Raw genomic sequence first — 23,729 nt, 5'->3', positions numbered from 1 at the left:
TTCAGATTTCCTATTTATAGTGGTGTCACGGCCGGCCCCGGCCTGTCAAGCCGCCGTGGTGGGGCCGGGCCGGGTTCCGTGACCCGGATCGCGCCGTGGGGCCGGTCAGCGGCTCATCGAAAACAGGGCGGCGAAGGCCACCAGCATCAGGATCACCGCACCGGCGATCAGCAGGCCGCCGATGATCAGCACCGCCAGGGCCACCGGCCCCAGTTCTTCGCGCTGGCGCCCGGGTTGCGAGGTGAAGGCCCACTTGTCGACCACCAGCGTGTCGCAGACCAGGTCATGCAGGGCCTGCTTGCGCGACGTGAAGGCGGCCATGAGGAAGCCGATGCCGAGGATGACGGCCGACAGTATGGTGGCCCAGTAGCGGGCGAAGCCGCGCAGGAAGCTGATCCTGTCCCCGTCAGCGCGAACCACTTTGATGCCTATGGCCAGTTTGCCGGGTGTGGCCATCAGCCCGGCCGCGGAGTGGAACCAGCCGTAGGCCATGGCAGAAAGCACGTACGAGATGGCGGTTTCGCCGACGTTGAAAGCGCCCGCCGCCCCCGAGAAGCCATCGGCGAACGAACTGCCCAAGCCCAGCAGCCCGGCGATGATGGTGGCCACGATGCCCACCGGGATGCCGATGGCGAACGCGTCGATGAAGCTGGCCGCCACGCGCTTCCAGAAGCCGGCATACACCACGTGACCATCCGCGACGGGGGGGCTGTAGGTGACGCGGCCCATGTCCGCGCGTGGTGCCGCGTAGGGCGACGCGGCCGCCTCCGGGGATTCCCCCGCCGCAACCGCGCGGGTGGCGGCGGCTGCGGCCGCCACGGCATCGGACTGGCTGGCATGCGCTGGCGCATGCCGTGCATAGCTGGGTTCGCTGGCGGTGAAAACGGCCCGGCCGGTCAGCGGGCGCTCTACGGGTGCCGGCTGCGGTTCGGGCTCCTGCGCGGCGGGCGCAGGTGAAGCCGGGACGGGGCGCGTGTCCGCGATGCCGAGTTCGACCGCGAGTTCGCCCAGCGGCGTCCACTGGTTCATGCCCTCCCGCCAGGCAAGCGATGCACTGGTCAGGGCACCGGAACGGTAGAGCCCCGTGAGAGCCTCCGGGGACACCGGGCCTTGGCGCTCGTGCCGGATATCAACGTAATACCACTCGGTCATGCAGGGTCTCCTTGCCCTTTCAGGATTGTGTGGCCAGCGGAATCAGGATGGCGGCCATCATGGCGATGAAGATCAGGCCGTAGATCACGGCCGCGATCGCCAGGATCACCTTCGTGGCGGTGCCGAGGCCGCGCTGCTGCCAGTCGGGATGCGCGGTGTACGCCCAGCGGTCCACCACCAGCGTGCCCACCGCCATGTCGTGCAGGCCCTGCTTGCGCTCGGTGAAGGCCGCGATCAGGTAACCGATGTACAGCGTGAGGTAGTTCAGCATGACGGCCAGCCAGCGCAGCAACGCGCGACCCAGCGTCAGGCGGCGCCCGTCGATGTCGGTGACCTTGATGCCGACCGCCATCTTGCCCAGCGTGGCCTGCTTGCCCGAGGACTCGAAACCGACGTAATACGCCGCACTGATCACCGGATACAGCAGGTAGACCAGCGCCATCATGCCGAACATCGCCGCCATGCCTTCGGCGTCGTTCCCGCCGCGCATCAGCAGGCTGCCGCCGACGCCCAGCACGACCACACACACGATGAGCACCAGGTAGTAGGCGAAGCCCACCACCATCGAGTCGATGAAAAGCGCCGCGAGGCGCCGCCAGAAGCCAGCGAGCACCACGTCGCCATCGCCCACGTAATGCTGTTCCGATGCGATCTGTGCCGCAGGCGGTGCGTAAGGCGCGTCTGCGGCGGGGATGTGGAGTTCAGTGGCGGCGTCGGCACCTGCTGCCGGCGGGTCCATCGTGCCGACTGGCAGGTCCAGTTCGGAGGCCAGCGCACTCAGCGGCTTCCAGTCCTCCAGCCCCTCTCGCCACACCAGGGACTGCGCGCCCAGGCGCGCCTGGCGGACATGGCCGCCGAGTTCCCCGGCCGTGAACGGCCCCTGCCGCTGCCCTTGGGCGTCGGCGTAATACCAGTGCGTCATGCGTTCGATCCCCGATGAAATACGTGGCCTGCCGCGCCACGTCGACGTTGCTCAGCCGCGACACTCCATGGGCAGCCATTTGTCGTCGATTTCCGACGAGCACTGCCATTCGGTGTGGTCGCTCCCCATGTCCCACCACAGCTTCCTGCCGTCGATCTGCGCGTTGCCGGTATTGCCGAACTCCAGCTCGAAACCGCAGGTGCCGTCGTCGAAGTCGCCGACGACGGCGCGCGTGATGTAGGTACCCGCGTAGCTCTCGGGCGTGCCGATGCCGCCTTCGCCATTGGTGGGGCAGCGCCCTTCGCGGTCATGGAAGGCCTTCACGTCGCTGCGCAGTTCGACGTTGTCGATCACCGCCTGGGAAACCTTCGAGCGCAGGGTGTAATCGTTGTACGCAGGGATCGCGATGGCGGCCAGGATGCCGCCGATGCCGACGCAGGGCAGCACCAGGGCCGCCGCCACGATCAGTGCGATCCTGCCGCCCGACATCCCTTTCTTGGCGACGGGCTGCGCGGGTGCGCGCAACAGGCGTTCCTGTGCGGGAGAAGCGGCAACATGCGCTGTCGGCGGCGGTGGAACGGGCGGTGGCGTCCCGCCGCCATCGGCCGGTGCCGCATCCAGTCCCAGCTCGGCGGAAAACTCCCGCAGCGGCAGCCACTCGGGCAGGCCTTCGCGCCAGACAAGGCTGTCCAGCGCGACGCGGCCGTAACGGTAATGGGTGACCAGTTCTTCCGACGACACCGGCCCGTGCTGCTGACGGTTCCGGTCAGCGTAGTACCAACCCGACATGCTTCCCCCTGAAGCGTTTCAACGCCTCAGTGTACCGGCTCGGGTTCGTCCGCAAACATCTGGGTTTCCATCCACGCGTAGGCGGCTTCCGAGCCGGGCTGGTTGAACAGCACCATCAGCACGACCCACTTCAGGTCGTCCAGGTCCAGTTCGTCCTGGTCCAGTGCCATTGCACGGTCCAGCACCAGCTCGCGTTGGTCCGCGTCCAGTACGCCATGCTGCTCCAGGAACAGCAGGAAGCCCCGGCATTCGACGTCGAGCTTTTCCAGCTCGGGACCGTGGAAGACGCGGGTGGGGCCGCCCACGCGCGGCGTCGACGCGGCCGGCCGCTGGTCGGCCAGGGCATCGAGCCAATCGAAGGCCTTGCTGATTTCGGCGGGGCTGAAACCGGCCTGGATCAGGCCGTTCTGGAGAGAGTCGCGATCGCGGACGGGGTCCGCATCTTCGGTGAAGTAATGTTCGAACAGGTACAGCAGTACATCCAGGATGCTCTCTTTCATTGCCCCTCGGCCTGCGTCATCGACGCTGTGGAGGTGAAGAAACCGGTCTTTCTCTGGTATCGGCCGTGTTCTGCCGTTACTAAGCCATCCAGTTCCATGACCAGCAGCATGGAGGACAGTTCCGCAGCCGTCAATCCGGTTCGTGAGACGAGCTGATCCATACCTGTTGGGTCGTGACCCAATCCTTCCCACAACTTCTGGTAGTCGGCGTCCAGTCGCAAGGGTGTCTCGCCTGGTCCTGCGATTGCCGCCGATTCAGTCTCGCCCAAGCGGCCACGCAAGGCGTTGGCGAGGTCTGCGGCCAGTGGTGCCACCGCCTCGATGACCTCCTGCGCGCATTCCACCAGGGCGGCGCCGTCCCGGATCAGGCGGTGGCAGCCCCGCGCCAAGGGGTTGTGGATCGAGCCGGGGATGGCGAAGACCTCGCGCCCGGCTTCGCCGGCCTGGCGGGCGGTGATCAACGCCCCCGACCGCTCGGCGGCTTCGACCACGAGCGTGCCCAGCGTCAGGCCCGCGAGGATCCGGTTGCGCGAAGGGAAATGGCTGCGCATCGCAGGGGTCCCGGGCGGGTGTTCACTGACCACGGCGCCGTGGGTGGCCAGGCGATCGCGCAGCCGGTCATGCCCCGGGGGATAGGCGATGTCCGGGCCCGTGCCGACGACCGCAAGGGTGGTGCCGGGTCCCAGCGCCAGCGCGGCCTCATGCGCTGCGGCGTCGATGCCCCGCGCCATGCCGCTTGCCACCACGATCCCTGTCGAGGCGAGCGCCCGTGCGAAGGCGTGGGCATTGTCCCGTCCCCCGCTGGTCGGCGCGCGGCTGCCGACCACGGCGACGGCGGCCCGCCACAGCAGGGTTGGATCGCCTTCGACGAACAGCGCCAGCGGCGGGCTTCCGATCTGCCGCAGCGGGGCCGGGTAGTCCGCGTCGTGCCAGCCGATCAGATGATGATCGGGGACTTGCAGCCACTCCAGTGTTCTCATGTGTGCTTCATCGGCAGGGCCGCGCAAACGGGTGATCTGTACGTCATCCATTCCTGCCGCTCGCCAGGCGCTTGCTCCTGCCCGGAGGGCCGCCGCCGGTGTGCCGTACTGGTCGAGCAGGCGTCGGCGGCACAACACCGGGCCACTGGCCAGGACCAGTCTGGCCAGTGCGATCGTGTCGTCGGTATGCATGCCGCGAGCGTAGGCCGGAAACGACGACGGCGCCCTCGGGCGCCGTCGCGGTCTTGCGTAGGAATTGCCTGACGCGGATCAGTAGGTCGCGTCGGGGTGCTTCAGCTCGTAGCCGACCCGGGTGGCCTCCACGCCTTCCATGACCAGCGCGTAGCTGACCTTGTCGAAGGTGCGGAACACCATCGCATGGCTGGCGTATTCGTCAGGCAGGCTGACGCGGCCAGCGCCCGACTTCGGCGACTCGCTGATTCGCGAGGATTCCGGATGGGCCATGCGGTTGGCGGTGTGGCTGCCATTGCGCCAGATCGAGAACACGGTGCCGTTGTCCACGCCGTCCAGGCGGCCGCCGGAGATGGCGATCACGTCGCGCGTACCGCCCGAGGTGAGGGCATCCGCCACCGCCAGCACGCGCAACTTGCCGGCCGGATCGCTGGCGGGCGGGTGCGGGAAGAAGTGCAGGTCGTAGGGCTGCGCGTCCACCGGGATCAGGCGGTCACCGACGCGGACCTCATGTCCGCCGATGTCGGCGACCAGCGTGCTGACTTCGGTGCCCGGGACGACACCCCGCGTGAAGGTCGCCACGTTGACCTTGGCCAGTTCGTAGCCCAGGAAAGCGCCCTTGCCACTCTGTTCGACGATGTCCTTCCACTGGTCCACTTCGCCGCGGATGGTCTTGCCGCGGAAGTCCAGGTCCTGCGCGCGCGGGTTGTCGGTGAAGCGGGCCGTCGGCCGGACCACCGCAAAGCGCTGGCCAGGCTGCGCGCCATCCAGTCCGCGGACATAGATGTTGTGGCCGCCGGAGCCGCGCAGGCGATCTTCATCCAGCCCGGCGACATGCGGCAGGCTCTCGAAGCTGTCGACGACGCGACGATCCTTCAGGTACGCCTCGATGTCGGACAGCGGGATGGCGTTCAGCGGGGCTTCCTGGCGCGGGCCCGGTTGCACGGCCACGCGGTCCAGGTAGGCCAGGCTGATCACATCGCCCGGATAGATCAGGTGCGGGTTCTGGATCTGCGGATTGGCCTGCCAGATCTCCGGCCACAGCCAGGGCTTCTTGAGGAAGCGCGCCGAAATATCCCACAGCGTGTCGCCACGCTTGACCACGTAGGTATCAGGGTGGCTCCCCGCCATCTCGGCAGCGGCCGCGTAAGTGCCGACGGTCAGCGCCGCAACGGCGAGAACCGTACGAAAATATTTAAACATGGCGGTATCTACCTGATTCCCCGACAGGTGGTCAGCACTATAGTCCAGAAAACCCGACGCAAAGCAAGCGCCCGCGTTAGAATTCGTGAGGGCTTGCCGGATTCCACTGGCGCCCCCATCCAGAGAAGCATCATGGCCCTGCTCCCCATCCTCGAATTCCCCGATCCCCGCCTGCGCACGAAGGCCGTGCCGGTGGATGCGGGGCATGTGACCTCGTTGGCGTTCCAGCGCCTGCTGGACGACATGTTCGAGACCATGTACGACGCTCCCGGCATTGGCCTGGCCGCCAGCCAGGTGGATGTGCACCAGCGTTTCATGGTGATCGACATCAGTGAAGAGAAGAACCAGCCGCAGGTCTTCATCAATCCCGAGCTGAGCGACAAGTCGGGCGAACAGATCTACCAGGAAGGCTGCCTCTCCGTCCCGGGCATCTTTGCCGACGTGACCCGTGCCGATGCGGTCACCGTGCGTTTCCTCGACCGCCAGGGGCAGCCGCAGGAACTGCGGGCCGATGGCCTGCTGGCGGTCTGCATCCAGCATGAGATGGACCACCTGGACGGCAAGCTGTTCGTCGATTACCTCTCGCCGCTGAAGCGCGAAATGGTGCGCAAGAAACTGGCCAAGCAGCGCAAGCACGTCGCCTGACGTGCGGGCGTGGCGGGATCGGGTGCCGGGCTGGTCCCGCCCGTTCCGATATCCCTTTCCTGAGGTCTCACCCGCATGAGAATCGTCTTCGCCGGCACGCCGGCGTTCGCCGTGCCCAGCCTGCGCGCCGCACATGCCCACCATGAAGTCGTCGCGGTCTACACCCAGCCCGATCGCCCGGCGGGGCGCGGGCGCGGGCTGACCCCTTCGCCCGTCAAGCTGGAAGCGATCCAGCGCGGCATCCCGGTGCTGCAGCCGCTCTTGCTGAGGAAGAAGTCCACCCAGGACGCACTGCGCGAGATGCAACCGGACGTCATGGTGGTGGTGGCTTATGGCTTGATCCTTCCGCAGGCGGTCCTGGACATTCCCCAGTACGGTTGCTGGAACGTACACGCCTCGCTGCTGCCGCGCTGGCGCGGTGCCGCGCCGATCCAGCGCGCCATCGAGGCGGGCGATACCGAGACGGGTGTCTGCCTGATGCAGATGGAAGCGGGCCTGGACACCGGGCCGGTGCTGCTGGCGCAGAGCATGCCGATTGGTCCGGAAGATACCGGCGGGCAACTCCACGACCGGCTTTCCGATCTGGGCGCCCAGGTGTTGCGCGATGCATTGGGTCTGCTGCGCGCCGGTGTCCGCCTGCCGCCGCATCCCCAGGCGGAAGAGGGCGTGGCGTACGCACATAAGCTGGACAAGGCCGAAGCGAAGCTCGACTGGTCGCAACCGGCCGGAGTGCTGGCCCGCAAGGTGCGTGCCTTCAATCCCTGGCCCGTGGCCGAAGCGCAGGTCGCCGGCGAGCGCTTGCGCATCCACGGCGCGGTCGTGGTGGACCAGTCCCACGACGCCACGCCGGGCACGTTGCTCGCGGCAGGCCGGCAGGGGTTGGACATCGCCTGCGGCGTTGGCGTCCTGCGCCTGCGTGTCGTCCAGCGGGAAGGGGGCAAGGCCATCACCGCAGCGGACTACCTCAACGCCCGGCGCGACCTGGTGACGGCATGAACACGCAGGCCGGCGTCGCGGTACGGGTCCTGGCCACCCGTGTCGTCGATGCCGTGATGCACCGTGGCCGTTCACTGAAAGCGGAACTGGCCGCCTGCCTGCCCCGCATCGATGACGCACGGGATCGCGCGTTGCTGGAGGCGATCTGCTTCGCCGTGCTGCGCTCGCGTGCCCGCAGCGAGGCAGCGCTGGGGCAGTGGATGAGCAGGCCGCTGGGGCCGCGCGACAACGAGTTGCGTGCGCTCCTGCACGTGGGGTTCGCGCAGGTGGTCGTCCTGGGGCTTCCCCCGCACGCGGCGCTGTCGGCAACCGTGGAAGCCGTGCGCGCGCTGGGGAGGCCGCACCAGGACAAGGTCGTGAATGCGCTGCTGCGTCGTGCGCAGCGTGAAGGCCTGCCCGCTGTGCCCGCTGACGCGCTCTGGCCGGAGTGGCTGCGCCGGCAGATCAGGGCCGATTGGCCTGAGCATGCCGAGGCGATCTTCGAGGCCAGCCAGCAGGAAGCGCCGCTGTGGTTGAGAGTCAATCGGTCTCGTGGAAGTCGCGACGAGTACCGGCAACGACTGGCGGATGCGGGCATCGTGGCGGACCTCGCAGAAGGCATGGCGGATGCGCTGGTACTGCACGAACCGCTGGCCGCCACGGCGTTGCCCGGTTTCGCCCAGGGCGATGTCTCCGTACAGGATGGCGCCGCACAGCGCGTGGCCGACCTGGCAGCTGCATTGCCCAACGGAGTCCGCGTGCTGGACATGTGTGCCGCACCCGGGGGCAAGTCCGCACACCTGCTGGAACGTGATCCTTCATTGGGACTGGTTGCACTGGATGTGGACGCCCGCCGGTTGCAGCGCGTCCGGGAGACACTCGACCGGGTGGGTGTCAGCGCACACCTGCAGGCAGCCGATGCCACCGATACGGCGTCCTGGTGGGATGGCCAGCCGTTCGATGTCGTGTTGCTGGATGCGCCCTGCTCCGCCACGGGCATCGTGCGCCGGCAACCGGACGTGCTGCTGCATCGGCGAGCCGAGGACCTTGCGGCGCTGACGCGGCTGCAAGCCAACCTGATGGATGCGGCTTGGCATGTCCTGGCCCGCGGCGGGCAACTGATCTACACGACATGTTCGATTCTGCACGCAGAGAACGGACGACAGATAGAGGCGTTCCGCTCACGCCACCCGGAAGCGGTGCTGGATGCACTGGATGACACATGGGGTCACGAAGACGCGGGCGGCCGGCAGTGTTTGCCCGGTGAGGAGGACCGCGACGGGTTCTTCTACGCGTCATGGCACAAAGCGTGAGCCGCGTTGCAGGACGCAACCTGACTCGACTGCATGGAGCGTGCCGCGTACCGGGAATGCCTCGATTGCCGCATACTTCCGCACGCAGAGAACCGTCGATTCACATCACTTTGACGTAACAAGTAAGCGGTTGGCTCAGACTCTGTTTCCCGGAGTACCGCCTGCCGCCTTCATGATCGTGCCGCCACAATCCGCAGGACCCGAGGTGTACAGGTGAGGAGCTATCGTCGACAGGATGTCGCGCGTGGGTTGGCGTGGCTGGCGGGATTCAGCGCGGCCGCGCTGCTGGTGGTGCCGAAGGGACTGTCCGTATTCGCGGTACTGATGCTGGCGGCAACCTTGGCCGCGCTCCCCGACGTCTGGCGCAGCGGACGCACAATCCCACGTGCCTGGTATGCGTTGTTGGCGGCGGCATTGATCGTTGTCGCGATCACGGCCATATCCACCTGGACGGCTGGCGCGGGTTGGACAGCGCTGGACAATCCTTCGCGCGCGCTGCTGCTGCCCTGGTGCGCCTGGTTGGCATGGACGACTGGCGTGCGGATGTCGAGCCTGTGGTATGGCGCGCTGGCGGGCCTGCTCATCGCGTTCGCCATCTCGATCGTGCAGGTGTGGCTGGGCGTCGAGCGGGCTGGCAGTGAGGCGAACCCGATCGTGTTCGCGAATGCGGTGCTGACGTTGCTGGTGGTCGCGGTGTTCTGTCGGCCGCCGGGCAGGGGTCTCCTGATGCCGCTGCTGTTGGTGGGGATGATCGTGCTGGCCAATGTGGCCGTCATTCTCAGCGGCAGCCGCGGCGCGCTGCTGGGCCTGGGATTGGTGGTGCTGATGTTGCTGGTGGGCGGTGCAACGCAGTACCGGTGGCGGCGGCTGGGTATCGCCGGCGGCGTGCTCGCGACCTTGTTCGTCGCGCTATGGACCGTGCCATGGCTGTCCACCCAGTTCAGGCTGGACCAACTGCATGCGGACGTGTCCGGCTATGCGCTAGGCCAGGTGGACAAGCCGATCAGCGCGCGCCTCGCGCTTCTCTCCGTGGCATGGGACGCTTTCCGCGACGCGCCGCTTACGGGCATCGGCATTGACGCTTTCGAGGCGCGTATCGACGCCAGCATCTATTGCCAGGGGGCAGAGCGGCATTTCTGCGGGCTGGAGCACGCTCACAACGATCTCGCCCAGTGGGGCGCGACGATGGGGGTCGCCGGGATCATCGCCTTGTTGACCCTGTACCTGGTCCCGCTGGTAATCGCGGTGCACCAGATCCGCACGGGACGCACGGGGGTGGCGGCAGGAGCCCCGTGGGCGGCCGGCATGCTGGTGGCCACCTACATGGTTTCGGGTCTGACGCAGTCCATGTTCGCCCACGCGCTCAGCACGAGTGCATATGTGGTGCTGGTGGGATTGCTGCTTGGCATCGGCATGCGGAACGAGTGAGCGCGCGCCCGCGCATCATTGCTGGCACATGCTTCATGCTGCGTTAGCGTGTTCTCCGCCTGCAGAACTCGCCAGGTCGGGCAGTAACGCCCGGTCAGCCGTCTCAAGGTGCCTGTCCAGGCCCAGTAGGCTGCGCGTGCGCCGTCCGTGTTTCGTTTCGAAGATCAGCGCATCATTGGCGCTCGTTTCCCCATCGTGGCGTTCAGGGTGATACAGATGGCTGGCCAGACCGGCGAAACGGAGTGACCGACGCCTTATGCCCAACCGTATGGCGCGAACCGCCAGATCAACATCTTCGCGTCCCCATCCCTCGTAGCGTTCGTCGAAGCCGTTGAGTGCGACCAGATCTTCACGCCACCACGCCTGGTTGCAGGTCTTGATGGCTTTCAGGGACGTACTGGGGCTCACGGCTGCGATGCAGCGCGACAACCATGGCAGGCGCAAGGCGTGACGCCGCCGGCGAATGCCCGGATCGAAGAACCGTAAGGTGTAGGCGTCGCTGGCAAGTAGCCTGTCACGACCGTCGGCATCGGTCAGCACGCGCATACCTTGCACGAAGGTGTTACGCCGCGCGGCAGCAAGGTGATCGGCGACGAATGCAGGATGCGGCACCATGTCGCCATCGAGCAGGATCACGTACTCGCCGGAAGCGGCCGCGATGGCGCGGTTGCGGCACAACGCAGCCCGGAAGCCCTGGTCGGGTTGCCAGCAATGATGCAGAGGTATCGGATAGTCGCGTGCAATGCGCTCGACGCAGTCACGCGTGGCGGGGCCAGACCCGTCATCGGCCACAATCACTTCACCAGGCAGTGTCTGCTGAGCTGCGAGCGCGCGCAATGTCTTCGCCAGCGCCTCGGGCCAATTGAATGTCGTGACGACGACGCTGACCGAATGCGGCTTGCGCGAAGCGGGCTTGGTATTCATCGCTTCCCCATTCTGCGGCCAAGCATGATCCCAAGCGCCCGCTCCCATCGTTTCCACCATGGGGCCGTTCCACGCAGCGCGAGCGAAGCATACCGTTTGCGCTCCGTCCGCGAGGGCGCGACCTTCGTGCGGTACTCGTACTTGCCAAGATCCGCTGCGGACCGGTCGAGGCCGACGATGGCCGCGTAGTGGTTGATGATGCCGAGGTTGCGGATGCGGTTGCGGTAAATTGACACCGGGTCGCGGCGTGTGGCCCACCAGCCATTCTTTCCGTGCGACCGATAGCGTACCTCGCCGGTTGGCAGGAAGTACTTGCGTGCGCCCAGGATGCTGGCGCCGTGGACTACGCAGGCATCGGCGCACAGTCGCCACAATGCGTCGAAGGAAGCGGGAAGGTCGAGCGTCCGCACGGCCCAGTTACGGCGGAGCGACAGTGCGGACGTGGGGGCGCCGTACCAGGGCTGGAATACGAGGGTGCTGATGGCCGTGAAGCCGAGATCGACGGGTTTCTCATCGAAGCGGATGTGCTCGCTGTCGTCACCGAAGACCTGCAGGTCACTGAAGACAAAGTCAACATCCGCGCGCTGGTCGTATAGCCCGGCGAGTGCTTCCAGGTAACCGGGTTCCCACAGGTCATCCGCATCCAGGAAGCAGACCACGTCGGCATCGGCTGACATTACGCCTCTTCGGAACGCCGACAATTGCCCGCCATTCTCGCCGAACAGGAGTGTCACCCTGGGGTCGGCACCGTAACGTTGCCGGAGCAGTTCGGGCGAGCCATCACTGGATCCGTCGTCCACCACGATGACCTGTCGTGGCGCATGGCGTTGGGCCAATGCACTGTCCACCGCAGCCTCGACGAACGCGCGGTAGTTGTAGTTCGTGACGACGACGGCGAACGTGGTCATGCTAGGCCTGCAGCAGGCGGCGGAAGTAGGAGATGGTTTCTTTCAGTCCATCCTCCAGCTCGATACGGGGCTGCCACCCCAGCTTCTCGCGCGCCAGCGCGATATCCGGCTGGCGCTGCTTCGGGTCGTCGGAAGGCAGAGGCTGGAAGACCAGCCGGGAACGGCCGCCGACCAGAGCGAGTACTTTTTCCGCCAGCTCCAGCATGCTGAACTCGCCGGGGTTGCCTATATTGACCGGGCCGGTGAAGCCGCGCTCTGTCTCCATCATGCGACCCATGGCATCGATGAGGTCATCCACGTAGCAGAAGCTGCGTGTCTGGCTGCCATCGCCGTAGATGGTGATGTCGTCGCCGCGCAACGCCTGCACGATGAAATTGGACACGACGCGGCCATCGTTGGGATGCATCCGAGGTCCGTAGGTATTGAAGATTCGCACGACCTTGATGTCGAGCTGGTGCTGGCGGAAGTAATCGAAGAACAGTGTTTCGGCGCAGCGCTTGCCCTCGTCATAGCAACTGCGGATGCCGATCGGGTTGACGCGCCCCCAGTAGCCTTCCTGCTGCGGATGCACCTCCGGGTCCCCGTACACCTCGCTGGTGGACGCTTGCAGGATGCGCGCATCGAGCCGCTTGGCCAGCCCCAGCATGTTGATGGCACCATGCACGCTGGTCTTCGTGGTCTGCACCGGATCGTGCTGGTAATGCACGGGCGAGGCAGGGCAGGCAAGGTTGAAGATGCGGTCCACTTCCACGTAGAGGGGGAAGGTCACATCGTGCCGCATCAATTCGAAACGGGGATGATTGAGTAGGTGGGCAATGTTCTGTTTGCTGCCGGTGAAAAAGTTGTCGACACACAGTACGTCATGGCCTTGCTCGACCAGTCGCTCGCACAGGTGCGACCCGAGGAAGCCGGCTCCGCCGGTGACCAGGATGCGCTGCATGGGAAAGGGGGATAGTGGGGACGCAGTATTTTCCCGGGACTGTGGGCTGAGGGCGGGTCCGCGTGTAAGCGCAAGACAGCCGCCAGTCAGGAAGTCATGCCAGTGAAGGATCGGCAGGCCTCCTGCAGCCGGAATCTGCGTGGGAGTCTAGAATGACCGCCATGCCCCCCCCCCTTCCCATCTCCCTCGTCGTCATTACCCACAACGAGGCGCTGAACATCGGTCGCTGCCTGGATAGTGTGCCGTTCGTCACGGAAAAGCTGGTGGTCGACAGCGGGAGTACCGACGATACCGTCGCGGTCGCGGAGGCGCATGGCGCGCGCGTGGTTCATCAGGACTGGCTGGGGTTCGGGCCGCAACGCAACTTCGCCAGCACCCAGGCGCGCCACGACTGGCTGCTGGTGCTGGATGCGGACGAGTTCCTGTCGGAGGAACTTGCCGCGCAACTCGAACGCGAATTGCCCTCCTTGCTGGCCTCTGCGAAGGCTGGTGCCTGGCTTCGCCGTCGTACCTGGCTGATGGGCGCACCGATGCGGTGGTACCGGCCGATGGTGGGCGAGCGTTCTGCGCGGATCTATCACCGCGACCGGGCGCGGTGGACGGATGCCCGCGTGCATGAGTCGTTGCGTTTCGATGGCGGGACGGTAGAGTTCCGCGCGCCATTCAATCACGCCGACAACCCCAGCTTGGTGCACAAGCAGCTGAAGGTACTCCGTTACAGCGAACTCAAGGCTCTGGACTGGCGCGACAAGCGGCGGCCGGTACGGATGTGGCTGACCCCGCTGGTCTATCTGTCGAGCTTTATCAAGGACTACCTGCTGCGACTGGCTTTCCTGGACGGCTGGCGCGGTTTCATCATCGCCCAGACTGCGGCGAACTACGCTGTCTACAAACGCATGCGCTACTACGAGATGCAACACAACCCGGCCTCGATCAAGGCCGCACATCGCAAGCTCGCTGCACACCAACTGGAACACTGATGGCCAAGCACTATCTCCTCTATGGTTCGGAGCGCTATGCGCTCGCCATCCTGCGGCCGTTGCAGGATGCCATCCGTGCTCGCGGCGACGAGGCCGCCTGGTTCTTCGATGGCCCAGGGGCGGAGGACCTGCGACCGGACGAGAGACTGCTGACCACCACGGAGGAAGTCCGCCGCTGGAACGCCATCGCCGTGATCACCGGCAGCAACGCGGTCCCGCACTTCTTCCCAGGCGTGAAGGTGGAAACCTTCCACGGCTTCGATGCGGGGAAGCCCCGGCATATCTACATCCGCGGGTTCTTCGACCTCTATTGCACCACGGGGCCGAACGACACGCGCGCATTCACGGGCATCGCCGAGCGCGTCGGCCACTTCAAGGTGGTCGAGACGGGCTGGCCGAAGATCGACCCCTTCATGAAGGATATCGCCGGCGCCCTGCCGCCGGTTCGCGATCCGCCGGTCATCCTGTACCACTCCACATTCTCCCCGTCATGGAGTGCCGCAGAGACGCTGTACGAAGAAGTGAAGCGACTGTCGCGCACCGGGGAGTGGCGCTGGATCGTCACCTTCCATCCGAAGATGAATCCGGACACCGTGGCGAAATTCCGCGCGCTGCAGAACGAACACCTGCGCTTCGCCGACGACGACAACATCCTGGACCTGTTCCCGCAGGTCGACATGATGTGTTCGGACACATCGTCGGCGCTGAACGAGTTCCTGCTCACGCACAAGCCGGTGGTGACGTTCAAGAACCGCAGGCCGGGCCCGCAACTGATCGACATCGACGATGCGGCCCAGTTCGAGCCGGCCATCCGGCGTGCGCTGTCCCGGCCGCCGGCGCTTATGCAGGCCATCGTCGACTACGCCGACAGCATCCATCCATACCGCGACGGCCGATCGAGCGAGCGCGTGCTGGAGGCCATCGACGCGTTCGTCGCGGCAGGGGCACGCAACCCGCGGCCCAAGCCGATGAACCTGTGGCGGAAGCTCAAGATCCGCAAGCGCATCGGTTATTGGGGGCCGGCCTGAGGACCGCGACCGGTTGTCATCTGGCCCGGCGAGAATCGGGCGGGTGAAGGGGTGTCATGAAGATCACTGTCATTGCCAGTACGTACAACGCGGAGGAATGGCTGGAGAAGGTGCTGCACGGCTACCGGTTCCAGACATGGCGCGACTTTGAGCTGATCGTTGCCGACGATGGTTCGCGCGCGAGCACCCGCGAGATGGTGGAACGGCTGGCGGCCGATTATCCGGTGCCGTTGCGGCATGTCTGGCACGAGGACGCGGGTTACCGGCGACAGGAAATCCTGAATCGCGCGATCCTGGAGTCGTCGCACGACTACATCCTTTTCACCGACGGCGACTGCATTCCGCGCCGCGATTTCGTGGGCGTCCACGCCGCACTGGCGGAGCCGGGGCGCTTCCTGTCCGGGGGCTACTGCAAGCTGAGCATGAAGGCGAGCAAGGCGATCACGCTGGAGGACATCCGCGACGGCCGGTGCTTCCAGCTCGACTGGCTGCGCGCACTGGACCGCGTGGGATTCTCGCCTGCGCTCAAGCTGGGCGCGGGAACGCGGACCGGCCCCCTGCTGGATGCCATCACCACCACGCGCGCGACGTTCAACAACTGCAACTCTTCCGCATGGAAGCAGGATCTGCTGGCGATCAACGGTTACGACGAACGGATGAAGTACGGCGGCCCCGATCGCGAGCTTGGCGAGCGTCTGGAGAACCATGGGGTGCGCGGCAAGCAGATCCGGCATCGCGCGGTCTGCGTGCATCTCGATCACGCGCGTGGTTACAAGACGTCCGAATCGCTCCAGCGCAACCTCGCCATCCGCGCACAGACCCGCGCGCAGCGCATCACCCGGACGCCTTACGGCATCGAGAAGACGGGCTGATCGCGCATGGGCAGCGTGCGCCATGCGTGGATCACGTCGGCGACCTGAAGGTCACTGACGCGGCTCGCCTCGCCGCGTTCGCCGCCCAGCACATGGATCGCTCCGGGACCGATGGGTCGCCATTTCGCGGGCGACGCGGAACCGAACATCACGACGAGCGGGCAGCCGAGCGCCGCAGCGGCATGGGCGGGGCCGGTGTCGACGGACACGATGCTGTGCGCCTGTTCCAGCAATGCGAGCAGGCGCGGCACCGGAAGTTCCCCTGCGGCGTTGACCATCCTGGGCGTGTGCCCAGCGGCCGCGTGGATGTCGTCCAGCACGCCGCGTTCGACCGGCGATCCGCAAAGCACGATCCGGGCATCGGGCCGGTCGTTCCAGATCGCGTCCGCCAGTCTGGCCCATGCACTGGGCGGCCAATGCTTGGAATGGCTCAGTGCGCCCAGACGGCCTCGCTTGTGGGTGCGCTTGTTGCCAGGCTGGAACAGGATGCACGGCGCGGTTCCGAATCCGTAGGCGGCCTTCCAGCGCAGCACGTCCTCGCGATCCGCCGGGCGCACGACCAGCCGCGGCAGGCGGAAGGCAGCGGCATCGACTTCGGCAGCATGCGGGTAGGGGTGCGCCGGATCGTTCGCACCCAACAGCAGCCAGCGGTCAGGCCAGAGTCTCGGGACGCCGTCGCGCTCATCGTCCTCGAGTGCGCGCCGCACCTGGTCCTCGTCGGGTATGCCCGCACGTTGCAGCAGGCGCAGTGTGGGCGAATGTGTTTCGCACACGTACACGGGGCCGCGCCCGCGTGCGCGCAGCCGACTGACTGCCGCCCATTGGCTGGGGCAGAGCAGGTAAGGCGTATTGCGGCTGCGGATCGTCCACACGGAACCCACCTCCGGCAATGGCTCGAGCAGGGCGTGCGTCCAGGGTCCGGCGCCCAGTACATCGACGGGACGGCCGTAGCGTGCGTGCAGGAGGCGGATGAGGGTGGTGAGCATCACCACATCGCCGAAGGCGCCACAGCGCACCACGAGCGGAGCGGCGGCGTCCGATTGCGGAATTGACTCCATGTTCACCATGTCAGGCGGCGAGTCGCCAATGTGCCACGCAGGCGATCATAAACAATGGCCACGTCTTCGAAACGTACGAAGCGCAGGCACAGCGGTGCGGCGATCCCGCTCGCGCCCGCCGTATCCAGCCAGAGCGTGGCGGTGCCGCAGGCGTGGTCGAGGGGCGAGCGCGACAGGCGCAACGCCTGCAGTTTGTCGATCTCGGCAAAGCGCCAGTAGCGTGACCACCAGCCACTGCGCACCGCCACAACGTGATTGTCCAGGGCCCAGCCCATGCGCTGCGCCTGCCGGTGTGCGGCGTACGCGGCGAAGGCGAACCATGCGAGCCCCAGCCAGGCCCAATGGCCGACGTGCCACGCTGCGAGCGCGGTGACCGGTACCAGCAGGGCCAGCGACGGCAGCAACAAGCGCCAGCGTGCGGAGTCTTCGACGGGTTGCCAGTCCTTGCGTGGCCATTCCACATGCGGCAGCAGGTGCCGTATGAGCGCATCGCACGCGTCTGGCGACGCGACGGGGGCCACGTCCTTCAGTGCGCGCGTGTCCTGTTGGCCTGCCTTCTCGGCCACGGCGGTATCGATGCGCAGCGAGCGGCGGTGGAACACCCGGTGCAGCACGCCCTCATGGACGGTCCATGCCTGGATGCGCCGGCGCGCAACGCTGGTGCGCAGGCGCGCAAGCAGGCCGCGTTCCACCATCAGGCGGCGTGCATCTTCTGTCAGCCGGAAGCCGTGGAACTGCAGCAGTGCCAGCACGACGGACAAGGCCCGGACCAGGCCCAGCGCGAGGATGACGAGCGCGACGACGCTGGCCGCGCCCGCGAGCCAGCCCAGATGCAGTTGCTCGGCATAGCCGTAAGCCTGTTTCGCACCCTGGCGGAAGAACTGTTCGATCATCTTCTCCGGCAGGATCTGCCACGCGGCACCGAAGCCCGCGGCGACCACGATCATGCCGCGGTTGGAGATCAGGCCAAGCCTGATGACTTCCCGTGTCGAGAGTGACAGAAGTGTGGTGTCGGCCGGGTGTGCTGCGCCCGTCGTACCCGGCGCCTCGTGGGCGGCCGTGCCATGCGCCTGATGCCGCACCAGGTTTTCCAGGGCCAGCGCGTCGTGCAGGCCAAGGACCCGCATTTGGGCTTCCGGCTTCTGTCCTCCCGCAGACTCGAGCCGCACCTCTGCGACGCCGAACATGCGGTGCAGCAGCGACTGGTGGACCACCACGTTGTGAATGCGCGAGAACGGGATCTCCCGTCGCGAGCGGTGCAACAGGCCTTCGCGCACCGTCAGGCCATCGCGCCCGATCGTGTAGCGATAGGTGAAGTACTGCAGGATTGCCAGCACCACCAGCACGGCGATGCCGATGATGGGTGCGAGCGATGCCCAGACGTCGCCATCACCGCTGCTTTTGCGGGCACCGAACACCACCAGCGCGACCAGCGGAAAGATGAGCTGCCTGAGTTGTTGCAGCAGCACGAACAGCCATGACCAGGGGTGCAGGCGGCGTTCGTCGGGAGCATCGGTTTGCACGGCGCCATCCATCACAGCGCGTCGTCGTGGTCGACCTGCGTGGCGAGGCGTTCGCGCAGGCGCTCCGCGTCCTCTGCATCCAGCCCCGACACGGAAACCGCCGCCATCCGCGTGCCTGCGGTATGCACCACCAGGGTCGACAGGCGTGCGCTGCGTTCGAGCGGTCCCCGCTTGAGATCCAGATGCTGCACGCGCGAAATGGGCACGTGGGTCTCGCTCTGCCACCAGTTGCCGCGACGCAACGCGAAACCCTGGTCGTCCAGGCGCCAGCGGGTGCGCCGATGGCGCTTGACCGCGACCCACGCGCCGATCAAGGCGCCGGCCAGCGCCGCTGCCGGAACGGCAAGCCAGGGCGACACGACGTCAGTGGCCCGGGAGATGAAGAAAGCAGGGATCGCCAGCGGGAACATCAGGGCAGCACCGCCCAGCGCGGCCAGCCAGGCGCCGCGGGGCGGCAGTGATTGCCAGTTGGCGACCGCCGGCAGGGGTGTGGGGATATCGGGGTGCGTCACTGCCTGCCTGTCCTCAGTTCATCGATCATCCGATAGTCCAGCACGTAGTCACGGCCGCTGCGATAGCGGCTCAGCCGGGCTTTCATGCGCTTCAGGACCGCGTCGCGCTCGCGCCCGCTGTACTCGGGATCGGCGCTCATCTTCTCCACCGCTTGGCTCTGGAAGCGGACAGCCTGCTCGAAGTCGTGATTGGCGGCCAGCGCAGCCGCGACGGTGTCCAGTTCATGCCAGGCCAATGCCTCTTCGCGATGGATCATGTGCTGGGCGAGTTCCAACGCCTGGACCGGATCGCGTTGTCCGGCGACAGGACAGGTGGCCCAGATCCAGACACGTTCGTTGCGCGCAGACTCCGCTCCGGCTTCTTCAGCGCGCGCCGCCCATTCCGCTGCCTGCCGGCAGTCGCGCGGCAGACCGCCCATGCCATCCAGGTAGTAGTTGGATTGTGCCAGCAGTGCTTCGGGCGGCCGGCCTTGGGCCACTGCGCGCTGCAGGTGGGGGAGTGCCTTGAGCATGGCAGCATCGGTCTGGCCTTCTTTGCCCCCGGTGATGGTGATGAACGTCATCCACGCGGCGTCGCCATGTCCGCCTTCGCTGGCCTTCTCCCACCAGGCGAGGCCGGCGGCTTCATCCTTGGGCAGAACGGCCGGTATCTCACCGCTATACAGCAGGCTGCCGGTGACGAATTGGGCGAAGGCGTCGCCTTCTTCGGCCTTGCGCACCACGGCGCGTACGCGCAGGTGTCGCCACTGGCTGTAGTCAGGCCATCTCTCATTCAGTCGCGTGCGCTTGGCCGCATCATCCAGCAGCGCCCGGTCGAGTGTGGCCAGGCTGGGCGCCTGGCTCTGGAGCGAATTCGAGAGCGACATTTCCAGCACGCGGGATTCACTCATGCCCGTTCGCCGTATCTGCTCGTCCATCCCGAAGGACATGTCCTCCACCATGGACGTGTAAAGGAAGCGCCACTGGCCGTCCTCGCGCACGAACGCGGGCCCGAACTGGAACTGGGTCTCCGTCGGTGGTGCCAGTTCGCCGATCGCCTGGTCGCCCACCACCGTGACGTGGGACAGGCTTGGTATGGCGGCATCAGGCTGGGGTGGTCGGGTATTGATCCAACCCCGGCTCACGCACAGGGTGGCCACGGCGCGATCGTCCATGGCCTGCAATGCCGCCTCGGCTTGAGTGGCGCGAAGAAGATAGACGACCACGCGATCAAGAACCGGCAGGCGCCGCAACTGATCAGGCGAGGCGTAGAGCGCCATGTCGCGCAGAAAGCCGGCGTGCGTCAGGCTCGAGTCTGACAGCAGATCCACGGCCTCGACCCTATCCTGGCTGCTGAGTGCTGCATAGCGATCCCACGCTCGTGAGACCTCGTTCATGGTGGCCATGTCCTGCGCCGCCGCCGGCAGCACCAGCGCGCCAGCCACTATCCCGGCCAGCCATCTCCGCATCCGCATCGTCTTCCCCCGTGTATTCCCCTCAGTGGTAGGGATTGCCCTCGCCACTGCCTTCCGGCCGCAGGGTATAGCGTTTGTAGGTCCACTGGTACTGAGCCGGATCGCGACGCGCGATCCGCTCGACGGCCTGGTTGAGTGCTGTCACGGCCGTCACGGCGTCCGTATCGGCGATCGCTGCGGGTGCGCGCTCCACGTGCAGCGCGAAGTCCGGCCCCGGACCGATGCGTTCACACCAGGCGAACAGCACCGTCGCCCCCGTGCGCTCGGCCAAGCGCGACACCAGCGTCATGGTCAGCGCAGGCTTGCCGAAGAACGGCGCGAATTCGCCGTCGCCCATCTTGGGCTGCTGGTCGGGCAGGATGCCCACCGCACCCCCATCCTTCAGTACCTTCCACAGCTGGCGCACGGCGGGGCCCTCCGCACGCACCTGGCGGATGTTGTCCGCTCCACGTACCCGCAGCAGGAAGGCGTCACCCGCCGGCGACTCAGGCGGGCGGTAGACGATGGCGATCGGGCCGCGCGAGGCCAGCCACTGGTTGAGCAGCTCCCAGTTGCCGAAGTGGGGCGCAGCGACGATCACGCCCTTGCCACTGGCCAGCGCTTCGTCGTACAGCGCTTCGCCGTGACGCTCGCGCAGGCAGGCCAGGTTCTCGCCTGCCGGCCGCGTCCAGAAGCGCAGCGTTTCCAATGCCTGCCGCGCGGTCGTGCGCAGGATGGCGGCGTGCAAATCGTCCCGCTGTCCCGGCAGCAGGTCCGGATAGGCGATCTCCAGATTGCGGCGGGCCACCCGGCTTTCGCGCACGTCGAACCGCCGCCACGCCCAGGCCATCGCATCTCCCAGTGCGCGCAGCCAAGGCCAGGGGAGGCGCCCGATGAAGGCGGCGGCGTGGTAGCCGAAGGCGGCGAGGGTGTCCGGTTTCATCCGCCGAGTGTAGCCAACCGGCGTGCCGCCCTTGCCAGTGCGGGACGGCGCCCCCGGTATCCTGTTCTTCCCTTCATGCCATCCGGACCCATCCCATGCTTTCCCTGATCCAGCGTGTGACCCGGGCGAGCGTCGCGGTCGACGACACCGTCGTGGGGGCCATCGACGCCGGTCTGCTGGCCTTGGTGGGGGTGGAACCAGGAGATGGCGAGGCGCAGATCGCCCGCATGGCCGACCGTCTGCTGGGTTACCGGGTCTTCGCCGACGAGGCGGGGCGCATGAACCGCTCCCTGGCCGATACGAACGGCGGACTCCTGCTGGTCAGCCAGTTCACGTTGGCCGCCGATACCCGTTCGGGCATGCGGCCCAGCTTCACCACCGCGGCCCCGCCCGCCGAGGCTGAACAGGGCTTCAACCGGCTGGTCGACATCTGCCGAGAAAAGCACGCCGGCAGGGTGGAAACCGGGCGTTTCGGCGCCCATATGGTGATCAGCCTCGTCAATGACGGGCCCGTGACCTTCCTGCTCCGCCCGTGACGTTCTCCCCTTGCCGGGAGACAGGCTTCAGGAACCCAAGCCGGTCCGGGCTGGTATAATACGGGGTTCTCCCTTTCCTCTTCCCGGTGGCGCAACCTCGATGGCCAACGAACGTCCTGCGCAGCAGTCCGACATCAAGCTCTTGATCAGCAAGGGCCTGGAGCAGGGCTATCTGACTTACGCCGAAGTCAACGATCACCTTCCCGACGACCTGGTCGATCCGGAACAGATCGAAGACATCATCGGCATGATCAACGGCATGGGCATCGATGTCCATGAAGTCGCTCCCGATGCCGAAACCCTCCTGCTTGCCGATGGCAACACCGGCAACCGCGAAGTCGACGAAACCGCGGCCGAAGAAGCCGCCGCGGCGCTCACTTCGCTGGATACCGAAGGTGGTCGCACCACCGACCCGGTGCGCATGTACATGCGCGAGATGGGCACCGTCGAGCTGCTGACGCGCGAAGGCGAAATCGCCATCGCCAAGCGCATCGAGGAAGGCCTGGGCCAGGTGCAGGCGTCGCTCGGCAACTTCCCGTGGTCGATCGAGCTGTTGCTGGAAGACTACGAGCTGCACAAGGCGGGCAAGAAGCGCCTGGCCGAGGTCATCGTCGGATTCAACGATGTCGAGGAACCGGCGCCGGAAGTACCGGTGGCCGAGGAAACCGTCGAAGCCGCCGACGATGCCGCCGACGATGAAGAAGAAGCCGCCGACGATGTGGCCGAGGAAGCGGGCCCGACCGGCCCGGATCCGGAAGAAGTCGCGCGTCGCATGCAGGTGCTGGCCGACGGCTACGCCAAGTTCAAGAAGTCCTATGCGAAGAACGGCCCCGAGAACAAGGCCGTGGTCAAGCTGCGCACCGAACTGGGCGAGACCTTTGTCACCCTCAAGCTGCCGCTTCCGCTGACCGACACGCTGGTACGCAAGCTGCGTGAGGTCGTGGCCCAGGTCAAGGACCATGAGCGCCGCGTGCTGCACCTGTGCGCCAATGTCGCCAAGATGCCGCGCAAGGAGTTCCTGCGCGCGTGGGAAGGCAACCAGACCAACCTGGGCTGGGTGGACGAGGTGTTGAAGCGCAAGCAGAAGTGGTCGTCCGGCCTGCGTGACGTCAGGGAGCAGATCGTCGCCGAGCAGGAAGCCACCATCGCCGTCGAACAGGCGATGTACCTGACGCTGGCCGACATCAAGGAAATCAGCCGCGCGATGGCCTATGGCGAAGCCAAGGCACGCAAGGCGAAGAAGGAAATGGTCGAGGCCAACCTGCGCCTGGTCATCTCCATCGCCAAGAAGTACACCAACCGCGGCCTGCAGTTCCTCGACCTGATCCAGGAGGGCAACATCGGCCTGATGAAGGCGGTGGACAAGTTCGAATACCGTCGCGGTTACAAATTCTCGACCTATGCCACCTGGTGGATCCGCCAGGCCATCACCCGCTCGATCGCCGACCAGGCGCGCACCATCCGCATCCCGGTGCACATGATCGAGACGATCAACAAGCTCAACCGCATCTCCCGCCAGATGCTCCAGCAGTACGGCCGCGAGGCCACGCCGGAAGAACTGGCGAAAGAAATGGACATGCCGGAGGACAAGATCCGCAAGGTGATGAAGATCGCGAAGGAACCGATCTCCATGGAGACGCCGATCGGCGACGATGAGGATTCCCACCTGGGCGACTTCATCGAGGACACCAACGTGGAGTCCCCGATCGAGAACACCACCAACATCAACCTGTCGGAAACGGTTCGCGACGTACTCGCCGGCCTGACCCCGCGGGAAGCCAAGGTGCTGCGCATGCGCTTCGGCATCGACATGAACACCGATCACACGCTGGAAGAGGTCGGCAAGCAGTTCGACGTGACCCGCGAGCGCATCCGCCAGATAGAAGCCAAGGCACTGCGCAAGCTGCGTCATCCGTCGCGTTCGGAACAGCTGCGCAGCTTCCTCGACATCGATTGACGCAGCGGAACCTCTG

Annotated in this window: 23 protein-coding genes; 9 read left to right on the top strand and 14 right to left on the bottom strand. The window is 66.2% G+C overall.

What is annotated here, in order from left to right; genetic code table 11:
• Nucleotides 1-105: 105 nt before the first annotated feature.
• The 6 genes from ACIPRS_RS09875 to ACIPRS_RS09850 all read right to left on the bottom strand — a co-directional run bounded on the left by ACIPRS_RS09875 (nt 106) and on the right by ACIPRS_RS09850 (nt 5,738).
• Entirely contained in the window at nt 106-1,152 is a 1,047-nt protein-coding gene (locus tag ACIPRS_RS09875; protein WP_446538422.1) for an RDD family protein, read from the bottom strand.
• A gap of 19 nt (nt 1,153-1,171) precedes the next feature.
• Nucleotides 1,172-2,074, bottom strand: coding sequence for an RDD family protein (locus ACIPRS_RS09870; protein WP_446538421.1), 903 nt, complete (start codon nt 2,072-2,074; stop codon nt 1,172-1,174).
• A 51-nt stretch (nt 2,075-2,125) separates the two neighbouring features.
• A complete protein-coding gene (locus ACIPRS_RS09865) occupies nt 2,126-2,863 on the bottom strand; it encodes a GYF domain-containing protein (RefSeq protein WP_446538420.1) in 738 nt (245 codons plus the stop codon).
• Between the two features lie 26 nt (nt 2,864-2,889).
• Nucleotides 2,890-3,363, bottom strand: a complete 474-nt coding sequence (locus ACIPRS_RS09860) for a DUF494 family protein (protein ID WP_142123186.1) — start codon at nt 3,361-3,363, stop codon at nt 2,890-2,892.
• The gene (dprA, locus tag ACIPRS_RS09855) at nt 3,360-4,535 is read right to left on the bottom strand and encodes a DNA-processing protein DprA (protein WP_446538419.1); all 1,176 of its coding nucleotides are present in this window, start codon (nt 4,533-4,535) and stop codon (nt 3,360-3,362) included. Before dprA ends, ACIPRS_RS09860 begins: the two co-directional genes overlap by 4 nt.
• Before the next feature lie 78 nt (nt 4,536-4,613).
• Nucleotides 4,614-5,738: a LysM peptidoglycan-binding domain-containing protein gene (locus tag ACIPRS_RS09850; protein WP_337732289.1), complete on the bottom strand. Its 1,125-nt coding sequence runs from the start codon at nt 5,736-5,738 to the stop codon at nt 4,614-4,616.
• A gap of 132 nt (nt 5,739-5,870) precedes the next feature.
• Here ACIPRS_RS09850 and def point away from each other — a divergent pair, with 132 nt between their 5' ends.
• The 4 genes from def (at nt 5,871) to ACIPRS_RS09830 (ending at nt 10,099) form a co-directional block, all read left to right on the top strand.
• Nucleotides 5,871-6,383, top strand: coding sequence for a peptide deformylase (gene def, locus ACIPRS_RS09845; protein ID WP_337732288.1), 513 nt, complete (start codon nt 5,871-5,873; stop codon nt 6,381-6,383).
• A gap of 75 nt (nt 6,384-6,458) precedes the next feature.
• Nucleotides 6,459-7,379, top strand: a complete 921-nt coding sequence (gene fmt / locus ACIPRS_RS09840; protein WP_446538418.1) for a methionyl-tRNA formyltransferase — start codon at nt 6,459-6,461, stop codon at nt 7,377-7,379.
• Nucleotides 7,376-8,671, top strand: coding sequence for a 16S rRNA (cytosine(967)-C(5))-methyltransferase RsmB (rsmB, locus tag ACIPRS_RS09835; protein WP_446538417.1), 1,296 nt, complete (start codon nt 7,376-7,378; stop codon nt 8,669-8,671). Before fmt ends, rsmB begins: the two co-directional genes overlap by 4 nt.
• Nucleotides 8,672-8,920: 249 nt before the next feature.
• On the top strand, nt 8,921-10,099 hold the full coding sequence (locus ACIPRS_RS09830; protein ID WP_446538416.1) for an O-antigen ligase family protein: 1,179 nt from the start codon (nt 8,921-8,923) through the stop codon (nt 10,097-10,099).
• A gap of 33 nt (nt 10,100-10,132) precedes the next feature.
• On the opposite strand, the gene ACIPRS_RS09825 is transcribed toward ACIPRS_RS09830, so the two are convergent.
• The 3 genes from ACIPRS_RS09825 to ACIPRS_RS09815 are packed head-to-tail and all read right to left on the bottom strand — an operon-like array spanning nt 10,133 to nt 12,871.
• Nucleotides 10,133-11,023 carry a glycosyltransferase family 2 protein gene (locus ACIPRS_RS09825; protein WP_337732283.1) on the bottom strand — a complete coding sequence of 297 codons (891 nt, stop codon included), beginning with the start codon at nt 11,021-11,023 and terminating at the stop codon, nt 10,133-10,135.
• Nucleotides 11,020-11,931: a glycosyltransferase family 2 protein gene (locus ACIPRS_RS09820; RefSeq protein ID WP_337732282.1), complete on the bottom strand. Its 912-nt coding sequence runs from the start codon at nt 11,929-11,931 to the stop codon at nt 11,020-11,022. The genes ACIPRS_RS09825 and ACIPRS_RS09820 overlap by 4 nt, the downstream gene beginning before the upstream one ends.
• Before the next feature lies 1 nt (nt 11,932).
• Complete coding sequence (locus tag ACIPRS_RS09815; RefSeq protein ID WP_337732281.1) at nt 11,933-12,871, bottom strand: UDP-glucuronic acid decarboxylase family protein; 939 nt, start codon at nt 12,869-12,871, stop codon at nt 11,933-11,935.
• Nucleotides 12,872-13,023: 152 nt separating this feature from the next.
• Here ACIPRS_RS09815 and ACIPRS_RS09810 point away from each other — a divergent pair, with 152 nt between their 5' ends.
• Genes ACIPRS_RS09810 through ACIPRS_RS09800 form a run of 3 tightly spaced genes read left to right on the top strand, consistent with a single transcriptional unit; the run spans nt 13,024 to nt 15,751 of the window.
• Nucleotides 13,024-13,851 carry a glycosyltransferase family 2 protein gene (locus tag ACIPRS_RS09810; protein ID WP_446538415.1) on the top strand — a complete coding sequence of 276 codons (828 nt, stop codon included), beginning with the start codon at nt 13,024-13,026 and terminating at the stop codon, nt 13,849-13,851.
• Nucleotides 13,851-14,879 carry a CDP-glycerol glycerophosphotransferase family protein gene (locus ACIPRS_RS09805; protein WP_446538414.1) on the top strand — a complete coding sequence of 343 codons (1,029 nt, stop codon included), beginning with the start codon at nt 13,851-13,853 and terminating at the stop codon, nt 14,877-14,879. Before ACIPRS_RS09810 ends, ACIPRS_RS09805 begins: the two co-directional genes overlap by 1 nt.
• Nucleotides 14,880-14,935: 56 nt before the next feature.
• Nucleotides 14,936-15,751, top strand: coding sequence for a glycosyltransferase family 2 protein (locus tag ACIPRS_RS09800; protein WP_446538413.1), 816 nt, complete (start codon nt 14,936-14,938; stop codon nt 15,749-15,751).
• Here ACIPRS_RS09800 and ACIPRS_RS09795 read toward each other — a convergent pair.
• The 5 genes from ACIPRS_RS09795 to ACIPRS_RS09775 all read right to left on the bottom strand — a co-directional run bounded on the left by ACIPRS_RS09795 (nt 15,727) and on the right by ACIPRS_RS09775 (nt 21,220).
• Entirely contained in the window at nt 15,727-16,737 is a 1,011-nt protein-coding gene (locus ACIPRS_RS09795) for a glycosyltransferase family 9 protein (RefSeq protein WP_446538412.1), read from the bottom strand. The two genes, ACIPRS_RS09800 and ACIPRS_RS09795, sit on opposite strands and share 25 nt — an antisense overlap.
• Nucleotides 16,738-16,811: 74 nt before the next feature.
• On the bottom strand, nt 16,812-18,344 hold the full coding sequence (locus tag ACIPRS_RS09790; RefSeq protein WP_446538411.1) for a PH domain-containing protein: 1,533 nt from the start codon (nt 18,342-18,344) through the stop codon (nt 16,812-16,814).
• Entirely contained in the window at nt 18,344-18,844 is a 501-nt protein-coding gene (locus ACIPRS_RS09785; protein ID WP_446538410.1) for a PH domain-containing protein, read from the bottom strand. The genes ACIPRS_RS09790 and ACIPRS_RS09785 overlap by 1 nt, the downstream gene beginning before the upstream one ends.
• The gene (locus tag ACIPRS_RS09780) at nt 18,841-20,229 is read right to left on the bottom strand and encodes a hypothetical protein (protein WP_446538409.1); all 1,389 of its coding nucleotides are present in this window, start codon (nt 20,227-20,229) and stop codon (nt 18,841-18,843) included. The genes ACIPRS_RS09785 and ACIPRS_RS09780 overlap by 4 nt, the downstream gene beginning before the upstream one ends.
• Nucleotides 20,230-20,320: 91 nt before the next feature.
• Nucleotides 20,321-21,220 carry a lauroyl acyltransferase gene (locus tag ACIPRS_RS09775; RefSeq protein ID WP_446538408.1) on the bottom strand — a complete coding sequence of 300 codons (900 nt, stop codon included), beginning with the start codon at nt 21,218-21,220 and terminating at the stop codon, nt 20,321-20,323.
• Between the two features lie 95 nt (nt 21,221-21,315).
• On the opposite strand from ACIPRS_RS09775, the gene dtd reads away from it, so the two are divergent.
• Entirely contained in the window at nt 21,316-21,756 is a 441-nt protein-coding gene (gene dtd, locus ACIPRS_RS09770) for a D-aminoacyl-tRNA deacylase (RefSeq protein WP_446538407.1), read from the top strand.
• A gap of 100 nt (nt 21,757-21,856) precedes the next feature.
• Complete coding sequence (gene rpoD / locus ACIPRS_RS09765; protein WP_337732271.1) at nt 21,857-23,713, top strand: RNA polymerase sigma factor RpoD; 1,857 nt, start codon at nt 21,857-21,859, stop codon at nt 23,711-23,713.
• Nucleotides 23,714-23,729: the final 16 nt, after the last annotated feature.

It is taken from the genome of Pseudoxanthomonas sp. LARHCG66 (assembly GCF_052871755.1).
The sequence above is the reverse complement of the archived record's forward strand: the minus strand, read 5'-3'. Positions and strand labels throughout refer to the sequence as shown.

Bases quoted from the DNA above. Each gene is read 5' to 3' on its own strand.
- ACIPRS_RS09875 (WP_446538422.1), bottom strand. From the start codon at position 1,152: ATGACCGAGTGGTATTACGTTGATATCCGGCACGAGCGCCAAGGCCCG.
- ACIPRS_RS09870 (WP_446538421.1), bottom strand. From the start codon at position 2,074: ATGACGCACTGGTATTACGCCGACGCCCAAGGGCAGCGGCAGGGGCCG.
- ACIPRS_RS09865 (WP_446538420.1), bottom strand. From the start codon at position 2,863: ATGTCGGGTTGGTACTACGCTGACCGGAACCGTCAGCAGCACGGGCCG.
- ACIPRS_RS09860 (WP_142123186.1), bottom strand. From the start codon at position 3,363: ATGAAAGAGAGCATCCTGGATGTACTGCTGTACCTGTTCGAACATTAC.
- dprA (WP_446538419.1), bottom strand. From the start codon at position 4,535: ATGCATACCGACGACACGATCGCACTGGCCAGACTGGTCCTGGCCAGT.
- ACIPRS_RS09850 (WP_337732289.1), bottom strand. From the start codon at position 5,738: ATGTTTAAATATTTTCGTACGGTTCTCGCCGTTGCGGCGCTGACCGTC.
- def (WP_337732288.1), top strand. From the start codon at position 5,871: ATGGCCCTGCTCCCCATCCTCGAATTCCCCGATCCCCGCCTGCGCACG.
- fmt (WP_446538418.1), top strand. From the start codon at position 6,459: ATGAGAATCGTCTTCGCCGGCACGCCGGCGTTCGCCGTGCCCAGCCTG.
- rsmB (WP_446538417.1), top strand. From the start codon at position 7,376: ATGAACACGCAGGCCGGCGTCGCGGTACGGGTCCTGGCCACCCGTGTC.
- ACIPRS_RS09825 (WP_337732283.1), bottom strand. From the start codon at position 11,023: ATGAATACCAAGCCCGCTTCGCGCAAGCCGCATTCGGTCAGCGTCGTC.
- ACIPRS_RS09820 (WP_337732282.1), bottom strand. From the start codon at position 11,931: ATGACCACGTTCGCCGTCGTCGTCACGAACTACAACTACCGCGCGTTC.
- ACIPRS_RS09815 (WP_337732281.1), bottom strand. From the start codon at position 12,871: ATGCAGCGCATCCTGGTCACCGGCGGAGCCGGCTTCCTCGGGTCGCAC.
- ACIPRS_RS09810 (WP_446538415.1), top strand. From the start codon at position 13,024: ATGACCGCCATGCCCCCCCCCCTTCCCATCTCCCTCGTCGTCATTACC.
- ACIPRS_RS09805 (WP_446538414.1), top strand. From the start codon at position 13,851: ATGGCCAAGCACTATCTCCTCTATGGTTCGGAGCGCTATGCGCTCGCC.
- ACIPRS_RS09800 (WP_446538413.1), top strand. From the start codon at position 14,936: ATGAAGATCACTGTCATTGCCAGTACGTACAACGCGGAGGAATGGCTG.
- ACIPRS_RS09795 (WP_446538412.1), bottom strand. From the start codon at position 16,737: ATGCTCACCACCCTCATCCGCCTCCTGCACGCACGCTACGGCCGTCCC.
- ACIPRS_RS09790 (WP_446538411.1), bottom strand. From the start codon at position 18,344: ATGGATGGCGCCGTGCAAACCGATGCTCCCGACGAACGCCGCCTGCAC.
- ACIPRS_RS09780 (WP_446538409.1), bottom strand. From the start codon at position 20,229: ATGGCCACCATGAACGAGGTCTCACGAGCGTGGGATCGCTATGCAGCA.
- ACIPRS_RS09775 (WP_446538408.1), bottom strand. From the start codon at position 21,220: ATGAAACCGGACACCCTCGCCGCCTTCGGCTACCACGCCGCCGCCTTC.
- dtd (WP_446538407.1), top strand. From the start codon at position 21,316: ATGCTTTCCCTGATCCAGCGTGTGACCCGGGCGAGCGTCGCGGTCGAC.
- rpoD (WP_337732271.1), top strand. From the start codon at position 21,857: ATGGCCAACGAACGTCCTGCGCAGCAGTCCGACATCAAGCTCTTGATC.